Here is a 10,785-nt window from a genome sequence, read left to right on the forward strand (position 1 = left end):
CGCAACCCTGCACTCGATGATCTGACATCACGCCGTGCTGCTTCCCGGATGGTCAGGCCGCAGCGGCTGGGTTGTGCATCCAGCGGCGGTAGCGGTAGTTCTTGAGCGTGGTATCCCATTGCTGTTTTGCCAATGCGATAGCCGGTGAGACATCCGGCCGGGGGGGCTTGCCGCTAGCCAGTCGCCGCATCTGGTATTTCACCATGGCCATATAGGCAATCGATGCCAGTACTTTGTTTTTCCAGGGAATGGCACGCAGCTGCGCTGTCGCCTTGGTGTCGGAACGCCAGCTGGAGGGCAGCTGCGGATCAAGCGCCAGGGCGGTGGCCATGCCGGCCACGGCAATGCCACTTTGTAATACCTGTTCGACCACCGGATAGCGGCGGATACCTCCGGTGACCATGATGGGCAGGGTGGTGACGCCTGCAATATCGCGGGCGAATTCCAGGAAGTAGGCCTCCCGTGCCAGGGTTCGGCCATCACGCGTCTGGCCATGCATGGCCGGTGCTTCATAGCTACCGCCGGACAGCTCAATCAGATCCACACCCAGCGGATTCAGCCATTGCACCACCTGCCTGGCATCATCTGCACTAAAGCCGCCGCGCTGGAAATCGGCCGAGTTCAGTTTCACCGAAACGGCAAAGCCATTGCCTGTCGCCTGACGTACTGCCTTGACGATGTCCAGCAGCAGGCGTGCGCGGTTTTCGATGGAGCCGCCCCAGCGATCTTCTCTTCGATTGGTGATGGGAGACAGGAACTGGCTGAGCAGATAGCCATGTGCTGCATGGATTTGAACGCCATTGAAGCCAAACTGTTCGGCGAGCAGCGCCGTGCGGACAAAACGGTCCTTCACTGCGGTGATGTCGGCCTCGGTCATGGCACGTGGTCGTTCGAACTGTTTCGAAAAATGCCCCAATTCCAGTGCCACGGCCGATGGTGCAAGGGTTTCCTGCCCCAGCGCCACCGGCATTTGCCGTCCCGGATGATTGATCTGCATCCACACTTGCGCACCCTGTGACCGGGCGGCTGCGGACCATTGTTTAAAGCGGGGGCCAAATTGCGCAGATTCCAATACCACACCGCCAGGTCCGGTCATGGCGCGGCGGTCTACCATGACATTTCCGGTAATCAACAGGCCGGCACCTCCTGCGGCCCAAGTACGGTAAAGCCGTATCAGTTCATCAGAGGGTGCATGGTCATGGTCGGCCATGTTTTCTTCCATGGCAGCCTTGGCCAGCCGGTTCGGCAGTTGGCTACCATTGGGCAGGCGCAGTGAAGTAAAGGGGTTCATCGTGGTCTCCCGGGGTGGTGAAGACGGCACGATAAAATTAAAGCTAACTTGAAGGTCAAGTCCCGCCAGCAAGTGGATTGTGCTGCAGGAGTGAGCGCTACCGAACTGGTTTTCTGCGCAGGGCGAATTCTCAACCGCCTCTACAGGGTGGCCGGGAAACTAGCGATTGACATTAAAGCGTACTTTAAACTTAGCATGCGCTTGAGCCATTGCTTGCGCGCAGCTGCAGCTGCCTGTAGTGCATGGTGAAATGTTCTACGCTTTGGGGGATGGGACGCATGTCCATTTTCAAGCAGATTATCCTGCTCGCCTGCTTACTGATGATGAAAACTGCAATTGCCAACGGGATGCCTGAAATGCCGACACCTTCTGACCAGATACTGCTGGTGGTGACCAGCCATGACCGCTACCCGTCCCGTACCGATAGTACCGGGCTATGGCTTGCCGAACTGACGCATGTCTACGATGTGCTGCTTGAGGCAGGCTACTCCGTCGACCTGGTCAGCCCGCTTGGCGGGAAGGTGCCCATCGACCCGCGCAGCCTGGGCTGGCTTTATCTGGATGCCGCGGCAAAAGCGCGGCTGCATGACCCCAAATTCATGGCCTTGTTACAGTCAAGCCAGGCCGCTGCCGACATCGATCCAGCTGTCTATCGCGCCATTTTCTTTACCGGTGGCCATGGCACCATGTGGGATTTCCGTAGCAACAAGGCATTGAAACGCATCGCTGAAGGCATTTACCGTCATGGCGGTATCGTTTCCTCAGTCTGTCATGGAGCCGCGGGGCTGCTGGATCTGGAGGCGGAGGACGGCACGCCGCTGATTGCCGGGCATCGGCTGACCGGCTTTTCCAATCTCGAGGAAACACTGTCAGGGGTAAGAAGCCAGGTACCTTATCTGCTGCAGAGCGAATTGGAAGCCAAGGGGGCCCGCTATGAAAAATCCATCATCCCTTTCCGTTCCTATGTAGTGACCGATGGCCGTTTTGTTACCGGCCAGAATCCCGGCTCCAGCCAGGAAGTCGCGCTGGCACTGCTGGCAGCATTGAAAAACGGCACACAACCATAAGCACGGAAATACTTCATGCACCATCCAAGTACGCAGTCAGGACAACCATGAAAATAGGGGAGCTGGCCAAGCGCACCGGCATGGCGGCCTCGGCAATCCGCTTCTATGAAGCCAGAGGCTTGTTGAAGGTGGCCAGTCGGCAGGCCAATGGCTACCGCGACTATCCAGAAGATGCCGTGGCCATCCTGGCCATCATCAGCGATGCCCAGCAAGCTGGCTTCACGCTGGATGAAATCAAGCAGCTGCTACCGGCCGATGTGTCCTCCTGGCAGCACGACGAACTGATTGGCATCCTTAGGCGCAAGGTGGCAGACATCGAGGTCTTGCAAACGCGCCTCGCGCAAAACAAGGCGCATATCCAGCATCTGATCCAGTTGATTGAATCAAAACCGGAAGACATGGACTGCCAGCTTAATGCCAGCAGAGTGATGGCTACTCTGGGCCTGCATCTGGAGCCATGACGATTAAGGCTCTGCCGCTGACGGCCCCGGTTGCGCTATGCCTGGCCACGCCAAGGCTCCACCGCGGCGCCCCGCCCCCGCTTGCTAGAGTGCAGGTGCAGCCTGCCGGCGTTGCTGAACCCCATTGCGCCCGGCATGTTTGGCAGCATAAAGCGCCTTGTCGGTGGCGGCTAAAAATGCCTGTTCACTGTCGCTGGCCTGCCACTGGGCCAGCCCCAGGCTGACCGTGGCGTGCAGCTCACTGCTTCCATGTGGCAGTGGTGAGCCGGCAATCTTGTTCCGGATGGCTTCGCACATGATGAAAGCCTGCTCCAGCCTGGTGTCGGGCAGCAGGATGGCGAACTCCTCACCGCCAATGCGGCATACCAGGTCTTGGGAGCGCGCCATGTGTTGCAGCAAGCTGGCAATGTGGCGCAGCACCTTGTCACCGGCATCGTGGCCGTAGTCATCATTGATGCGTTTGAAAAAATCGATATCCAGCATGGCCAGGCAAAATGGATGCTGGTCCAGCGCGTGGCGGTACTGCAATTGCGCCAGTCTGGCGTAAAAAGCGCGCCTGTTGGCCAGGCCGGTCAGCATGTCCGTGCTGGCCATCAGTTCGATGCGGTTTAACAGTGCATCTGAAAAATGCTCGCCAGCCAGCAGGGCAATAAACAGAATGATGGAGCCCGACAGCAGTACACCCAGATTGAGTATGCTGATAATGCTGGGGTCAAGACTCTGCACGCTGGCGGTGGCTGGCCATTGCATGAACTGGAAAAAAGAAAACCATCCCAGGCAGATTGCGCAGACGATGGTCATGCCACGGCGATCGCTGATGGGGACAACGAGTGGTGCGGTCAGGAAAAACAGCAAGAAGTAGAAATGCGAGCCGAACAGTGTGCCCTGTCCACCCAGAATGGCAGCCAGTACCGTGGTCTGGCAGATAAAGCAGGCTTTCCAGTAGTGGGGCGGTTGACCACAGTTCTGGCGCCAGCGAAACCAGGCGATGCCGATGGCGGGGATGGGCATGCCCTGCAGGCAGGAGTGTGCCAGCTCGCGATTGCCCAGTGTGAGAAACAGCAGGTAGTAAAACAGCACCATCGACAGTACCAGGGCCGGGACTGCGTTGGTAATGTACTGCCGCCGCCGTAATGTGCCGTTGAGTGCGGGATCTACGCCTGCGCTGATCCATTGCCAGACCATGGCCAGGGCAACGGGTGGCTTGTTGGCGGTCGATTGATGGGGTAGGCCCATGGCGGCTCATCCAGAATATTCATCGTCTTTTTATTCAGCATAGCGAAAAACAGGGAAATCACTGCGATTGGTTTGGCGGCTTGTTCTTGTCCGCACAAAGTGTGCGCAGCATGGCGCTTGCTTATTGCTATGACCCAGTGTGGGCAAGCATTTGCGCCGCGATTCGCCTGCATACAAAAACAGGGTGCATGTTATACTGCGCGTTTTCGCAATGGGATGCGAGCCAGATCGTTGCTGCGCAAACACAGCAAGGCTTGCACTTGTAGCCGGGGCTTGTGGCCCCATATAGAGCCGAAGCCTCCCAAGGGTTTCACCTGTTTTCCAAAATACGAAATGTTCGCGCAAAGGCCGAACTCGTATTCAGATGACTAGTTAAGGATTGAACATGCAAGTACAACTGGAAACGTTGAGCAATCTTGAGCGCCGCATGAACATCGCTCTGCCGATGGCTGCCATTGATGCCCAAGTCACCGAGCGCCTGAAGCGCGTGGCACGTACTGCCAAGATTCAAGGTTTCCGCCCGGGCAAGGCTCCGCTGAAAATCGTTGAAGCAAACTACGGCGCCCAAGTGCGTGAAGAAGTGCTGGGCGAACAGGTTCAGCAAGGTTTCTACAGCGCAGTCAGCGAACAGAAGCTGCGTGTTGCCGGCTACCCGCGTTTCGAACCGGTAGCGGCCGAAGGTGATGTCGAGAACTTCAAGTTTGCAGCCACTTTCGAGGTGTACCCGGAAGTCAAGGTGGGCGAACTGGCCGACAAGGAAGTCAAAAAGCCGACCACCCCGGTGACCGATGTCGAAATCGACAAGACCATCGACATCCTGCGCAAGCAGCGTACCCGTTACAACCGTGTTGAGCGCGCTGCAGCCGAAGGCGACCGCGTGATCATCGACTTCAAGGGCAGTATCGATGGCGTGCTGTTCGATGGCGGTTCTTCCGAGAACTTCCCCTTCGTACTGGGTCAGGGCCAAATGCTGGCCGACTTCGAAACCGGCGTGACCGGCATGAAGGAAGACGAAGTCAAGAACGTGGAAGTGTCCTTCCCGGCTGACTACCATGGTAAGGACGTTGCCGGCAAAACCGCCGTCTTCGAAATCACCGTGAAGAATGTTGCCGAAGCGACCCTGCCGGAAGTGAACGAAGAGTTCGCCAAGCTGTTGGGCATTGCTGATGGCGATGTAGAAAAAATGCGCGCTGAAATTCGCAAGAACGTCGAGCGTGAAGTGAAGCGCCGTCTGCAGGCTCGCACCAAGGAAGCCGTGATGCAGACCCTGCTGGACGCTACCGAAATCACCCTGCCCAAGGCACTGGTGCAGCTGGAAATCGGCCGTCTGATCGAGCAGGCACAGCGTGACATGCAGCAACGCGGCATGAACGTAAAAGACATGCCTTTCCCGCCGGAGCTGTTTGCCCAGCAAGCAGAACGCCGTGTGGCCCTGGGCCTGATCCTGGCTGAAGTGGTTGACGCCAACAAGCTGGAAGCCAAGCCGGAACAAGTGAAGGCGATGATCGAAGAGTTCGCCGACAGCTACGAGCATCCGGAAGAAGTGCTGACCTGGTACTACGCCAGCGCCGACCGTCTGGAAGGCCCGACCTCCATGGTGCTGGAAGACAATGTGGTGGAATTCGTTCTGTCCAAGGCCAAGGTTGAAGTAGAAGAATTGTCCTTTGATGCCCTGATGGGTAGCAACGCCTGATAACGACACAAACGGAGTTGGTCGATGAAATCGATGATTGAACCGCAAGGGCTGGGCCTGGTGCCCATGGTAGTGGAGCAGAGTGGTCGTGGCGAACGCGCCTATGACATCTACTCGCGACTGCTGAAGGAGCGTATCGTGTTCCTGGTAGGGCCCGTCACCGACGAATCGGCCAACCTGGTTGTGGCGCAGATGCTGTTCCTCGAGTCGGAAAATCCGGACAAGGACATCTACTTCTACATCAATTCGCCAGGTGGTTCGATTACGGCGGGTATGTCCATCTACGACACGATGAATTTCATCAAGCCGGACATTTCCACTCTGTGTATCGGTCAGGCTGCCAGCATGGGTGCTTTCCTGCTGTCGGCAGGCACCCAGGGCAAGCGCTTTGCCCTGACCAATAGCCGCGTGATGATTCACCAGCCGCTGCTGTATGGCGGTGGTCTGAGCGGCCAGGTGACCGATATCGAAATCCATGCCCGCGAGTTGGTGAAGGTAAAGGGCAAGATGAACGAGCTGCTGGCCAAGCATTCCGGCCAGACCATGGAGCGTCTGCAGGCCGATACCGAGCGTGACAATTTCATGTCCGCCGAAGAAGCCCGCGAGTACGGTCTGATTGATAAAGTGCTGACCTCCCGCAAGGATGTTACGGCGTAAGCAGTGGAACTAGCTAATGGCTGATAAAAACAGCAACGAAAAACTTCTGTATTGCTCTTTCTGCGGCAAGAGCCAGCATGAAGTCCAGCGTCTGATCGCCGGTCCCCAGGTCTTCATCTGCAATGAATGCGTCGAGCTGTGCAATGACATCATTCGCGAAGAGCTGGAAAAGGTAGTTGGCGAAATCGGCGATGCCACCGGCACCGCCACCGCACTGCCCACGCCGCAGGAAATCCGCGCGGATCTGGATCAGTACATCATCGGTCAGGATTTTGCCAAGAAGACGCTGTCCGTTGCCGTGTACAACCACTACAAGCGGCTGTACACCCCTGCGGGCGACAAGGACGAAGTCGAGCTGGCCAAGAGCAACATCCTGCTGGTAGGTCCTACCGGTTCCGGCAAGACCCTGCTGGCGCAATCGCTGGCACGTCTGCTGGATGTGCCATTTGTGATTGCCGATGCCACCACGCTGACCGAAGCCGGTTATGTGGGGGAAGATGTCGAACACATCATCCAGAAGCTGCTGCAGAAGTGCGACTACGATGTGGAAAAAGCCCAGCGCGGCATTGTCTACATCGATGAAATCGACAAGATTTCGCGCAAATCCGAGAATCCGTCCATCACGCGTGACGTGTCGGGCGAGGGCGTGCAGCAGGCATTGCTCAAGCTGATCGAGGGTACGGTGGCTTCCATTCCGCCGCAAGGCGGGCGCAAGCACCCCAACCAGGAATTCATTCAGGTTGACACCACCAATATCCTGTTCATTTGCGGTGGCGCATTCGATGGCCTAGAAAAGATCATCCGTCGTCGCTCGGAAAAGGGCGGTATCGGTTTTGGTGCGGAAGTCAGCTCGCGGGATGATAGCAAGTCGACCTCGGCCCTGTTCAAGGAGGCCGAGCCGGAAGATCTGATCCGCTTTGGTCTAATTCCGGAACTGATCGGCCGTCTGCCGGTGGTGGCTACGCTGGAAGAGCTGGATGAAGAAGCCATGGTCACGATTCTGACCCAACCGAAGAATGCGCTGATCAAGCAATACCAGCGTCTGTTCCAGATGGAGTCGGTTGAACTGGAAGTCCGTCCGTCCGCCTTGCGTGTCATTGCCAAGCAGGCGCTGATTCGCAAGACCGGTGCGCGTGGTCTGCGTTCGATCATCGAACGCGTGCTGCTCGATACCATGTACGAACTGCCGTCCATGGAAAATGTTGAAAAAGTAGTGGTAGATGAAAAGGTTATCGAAAAAGGCGAGAAGCCTTTGTTCATCTATCGCGACAAAGGTGACGAAGTCCAGTCAGCCTGAGCTTTTCAGCTGTGATGGAAAACCGCCCGTCATGGGCGGTTTTTCTTTTGTGTTGTCGCCAAACTGATTTAGTATGGGGTGTTGATTTTCAGCGTGCATGCCCCATCTTTCATGCATTGTTTCACGTACGCAAGGTTAGGTGATATGCCCCAACCCGCAGAACTCCGCGAAGAAACCACATTGCCCTTGCTCCCGCTCCGGGATGTGGTTGTTTTCCCCCATATGGTCATTCCGCTGTTTGTCGGAAGAGCCAAGTCGATCCGTGCGCTGGAAAGCGCCATGGATGAAGGCAAGCAGGTGTTGCTGGTCGCCCAGCGCTCGGCCTCCAAGGATGAGCCCGAGGCTGACGATCTGTATGGTGTCGGCACCATCGCCTCCGTCCTGCAAATGCTCAAGCTGCCTGACGGCACGGTCAAGGTCCTGGTCGAGGGGCGCCAGCGTGCGCTGATCAGCCAGGTGGCCGAAGATGGCGGCTGCTTTGTTGGCACCATTACGCCGCTGGCTGCTGATGGCGAAGACTCCACCGAGTCCGAAGCCATGCGCCGTGCCCTGCTGGCGCAGTTTGAGCAATACGTCAAACTCAACAAGAAAATTCCGCCCGAGGTCATGACTTCGCTGGCAGGCATCGAGCGTGCCGGCCGCATGGCTGACACCATCGTGGCGCATCTGCCGCTCAAGCTGGAACAAAAGCAGGAAGTGCTGGAGATGTTCGACGTGCGCGCGCGTCTGGAGCACCTGCTGTCCCAGCTGGAAGGCGAAATCGACATCCTGCAGGTGGAAAAGCGTATCCGTGGCCGCGTCAAGCGCCAGATGGAAAAGAGCCAGCGCGAGTACTACCTGAACGAACAGGTCAAGGCCATCCAGAAAGAACTGGGTGATATTGATGAAGTCAGCGACCTGGACGAGCTGGAAAAGAAAATACGCCTGGCTGGCATGCCCAAGGAAGCCAAGGACAAGGTCAGTGCCGAGCTGAAAAAGCTCAAGATGATGTCGCCGATGTCGGCTGAGGCCACTGTGGTGCGCAACTACATCGATACCTTGCTGGAACTGCCCTGGAAGAAGAAGACCAAGATCAACAAGGACGTCGGCAATGCCGAGGCTGTGCTGGATGAGGATCACTTCGGCCTGGAAAAGGTCAAGGAACGCATTCTCGAGTATCTGGCAGTGCAGCAGCGCGTCGACAAGCTCAAGGCACCGATTCTCTGCCTGGTAGGGCCTCCGGGCGTGGGCAAGACCTCCCTGGGGCAGTCCATCGCCCGGGCTACCAATCGCAAGTTCGTGCGCATGGCGCTGGGCGGTGTGCGTGATGAGTCGGAAATTCGCGGCCACCGTCGTACCTATATCGGCTCCATGCCCGGCAAGGTCTTGCAGAACATGAGCAAGGTCGGCGTGAAGAATCCGCTGTTCCTGTTGGATGAGGTAGACAAGATGGGGGCCGATTTCCGCGGTGACCCGTCATCCGCCTTGCTGGAAGTGCTGGATCCGGAGCAGAATCACTCCTTTGTCGATCACTACGCCGAGGTTGAGTACGATTTGTCGGATGTCATGTTCGTGGCCACCGCCAATTCGCTGAACATTCCGCATGCCTTGCTGGACCGGATGGAAATCATTCGCCTGGCCGGTTACACCGAAGACGAAAAGGTCAATATTGCCCTGAAATACCTGGTGCCCAAGCAGATCAAGGCCAACGGTGTGCAGGAGGGTGAGTTGGTGCTGCAGGAATCGGCCTTGCGTGACATCGTACGCTACTACACCCGCGAAGCCGGTGTGCGTAGCCTGGATCGCGAGATTGCCAAGATCTGCCGCAAGGTGGTGACTTCTACCTTGCTGGGCAAGAACAAGGCAGCCAAGGTAACGGTCAATGCCAAGAACCTGGACAAGTATCTGGGCGTGCACCGCTTTGATTATGGTGTTGCCGAACAGGAAAACCGTATCGGCCAGGTGACTGGTCTGGCGTGGACCGAGGTGGGTGGCGAGTTGCTCACCATCGAGGCCGTGTCGCTGCCGGGCAAGGGCAATATCATCCGCACTGGACAGTTGGGTGAGGTGATGCAGGAGTCGATTACTGCGGCAATGAGTGTGGTGCGCAGTCGTTCGCGTGCTTTGGGAATCAAAGCGGATTTCCATGAAAAACATGACATGCACATTCATGTGCCGGAGGGTGCGACACCCAAGGATGGACCGAGTGCAGGTATCGCCATGACGACCGCGATAGTTTCCGTTCTGGCGGGAATTCCGGTACGCTCTGATGTTGCCATGACGGGTGAAATCACCCTGCGTGGCGAGGTTCTGCCGATTGGTGGCCTGAAGGAAAAACTGCTTGCTGCGCATCGCGGCGGGATCAAGCATGTGCTTATCCCGCATGGCAATGCCAAGGATCTTGTGGATATCCCCGCCAACATCAAGCAGAAGCTGGAAATTCATCCTGTGAAGTGGATCGACGAGGTGCTGGCTCTGGCGCTGGAACGCCAGCCGGAGCCTTTGCCTGAAGAAGCCAAGCCGGACGAGTTGCACCCCGCGCCGGAAGGTGCGGCCGGTGTATCCGTAATGACGCATTAAAATCAGTATGTTGCAGCAGTAGTGAATTTACCGGGCCGCTAGCGCTTTCCAGCAGGGTTTGCGAAATGGCAATATTCCGCTGGAAGCCGCTTGACACAAGGATTTTAGCCTTGCTATAAAGCAAGCGGTTTTTATCCGAATTACGTAGACCGAAGAACGACGAAAGGGGACTTACGTGAACAAGTCTGAACTGATTGATGCAATCGCCGCTGAAGCCGATATTTCCAAAGCTGCAGCTGCCAAGGCACTGGATGGTATGGTTGCCGCTGTTACCGATGCTCTGAAACAGGGCGACACCGTGACTCTGGTAGGTTTTGGTACATTCTATGTTGGCGAGCGCGCTGAACGCAGCGGTCGCAATCCGAAGACTGGCGAAACCATCAAGATCCCGGCTGCACGTTCTCCGAAGTTCCGTGCTGGCAAAGCACTGAAAGACGCGCTATAATTTGCAACCTTGTCGTTAGCGATAACGGCGAGGTTTTATAGCGGGCGTTTAGCTCAGTTGGTAGAGCGTCTGCCTTACA

General features: G+C 56.9%; 9 protein-coding genes. 7 read left to right on the forward strand and 2 right to left on the reverse strand.

The genetic code is table 11. The features are described from left to right. Positions 1 to 52: 52 nt before the first annotated feature. Positions 53 to 1,291 carry an NADH:flavin oxidoreductase/NADH oxidase family protein gene (locus EAY64_RS11285; RefSeq protein WP_103524867.1) on the reverse strand — a complete coding sequence of 413 codons (1,239 nt, stop codon included), beginning with the start codon at positions 1,289 to 1,291 and terminating at the stop codon, positions 53 to 55. Between the two features lie 356 nt (positions 1,292 to 1,647). Here EAY64_RS11285 and EAY64_RS11290 point away from each other — a divergent pair, with 356 nt between their 5' ends. Next, complete coding sequence (locus EAY64_RS11290; protein ID WP_199734433.1) at positions 1,648 to 2,358, forward strand: type 1 glutamine amidotransferase domain-containing protein; 711 nt, start codon at positions 1,648 to 1,650, stop codon at positions 2,356 to 2,358. 47 nt (positions 2,359 to 2,405) lie between these two features. Further along, positions 2,406 to 2,819, forward strand: coding sequence for a MerR family transcriptional regulator (locus EAY64_RS11295; RefSeq protein WP_103524869.1), 414 nt, complete (start codon positions 2,406 to 2,408; stop codon positions 2,817 to 2,819). 84 nt (positions 2,820 to 2,903) lie between these two features. Here the strand turns inward: EAY64_RS11295 and EAY64_RS11300 are convergent, their stop codons facing one another. Continuing rightward, on the reverse strand, positions 2,904 to 4,055 hold the full coding sequence (locus EAY64_RS11300; protein ID WP_103524870.1) for a GGDEF domain-containing protein: 1,152 nt from the start codon (positions 4,053 to 4,055) through the stop codon (positions 2,904 to 2,906). A 385-nt stretch (positions 4,056 to 4,440) separates the two neighbouring features. Between EAY64_RS11300 and tig the strand changes: the two genes are divergently transcribed. The 5 genes from tig (at position 4,441) to EAY64_RS11325 (ending at position 10,706) form a co-directional block, all read left to right on the forward strand. Further along, entirely contained in the window at positions 4,441 to 5,748 is a 1,308-nt protein-coding gene (gene tig / locus EAY64_RS11305; protein ID WP_103524871.1) for a trigger factor, read from the forward strand. A gap of 24 nt (positions 5,749 to 5,772) precedes the next feature. After that, positions 5,773 to 6,405: an ATP-dependent Clp endopeptidase proteolytic subunit ClpP gene (gene clpP, locus EAY64_RS11310; RefSeq protein ID WP_103524872.1), complete on the forward strand. Its 633-nt coding sequence runs from the start codon at positions 5,773 to 5,775 to the stop codon at positions 6,403 to 6,405. A 16-nt stretch (positions 6,406 to 6,421) separates the two neighbouring features. After that, on the forward strand, positions 6,422 to 7,702 hold the full coding sequence (clpX, locus tag EAY64_RS11315; protein WP_103524873.1) for an ATP-dependent Clp protease ATP-binding subunit ClpX: 1,281 nt from the start codon (positions 6,422 to 6,424) through the stop codon (positions 7,700 to 7,702). 144 nt (positions 7,703 to 7,846) lie between these two features. After that, complete coding sequence (gene lon, locus EAY64_RS11320) at positions 7,847 to 10,261, forward strand: endopeptidase La (protein ID WP_103524874.1); 2,415 nt, start codon at positions 7,847 to 7,849, stop codon at positions 10,259 to 10,261. A 175-nt stretch (positions 10,262 to 10,436) separates the two neighbouring features. Then, positions 10,437 to 10,706, forward strand: coding sequence for an HU family DNA-binding protein (locus EAY64_RS11325; protein ID WP_103524875.1), 270 nt, complete (start codon positions 10,437 to 10,439; stop codon positions 10,704 to 10,706). The last annotated feature ends 79 nt before the right edge of the window (positions 10,707 to 10,785 follow it).

This window comes from Aquitalea palustris, from assembly GCF_003693445.1.
GTDB lineage: Bacteria > Pseudomonadota > Gammaproteobacteria > Burkholderiales > Chromobacteriaceae > Aquitalea > Aquitalea palustris.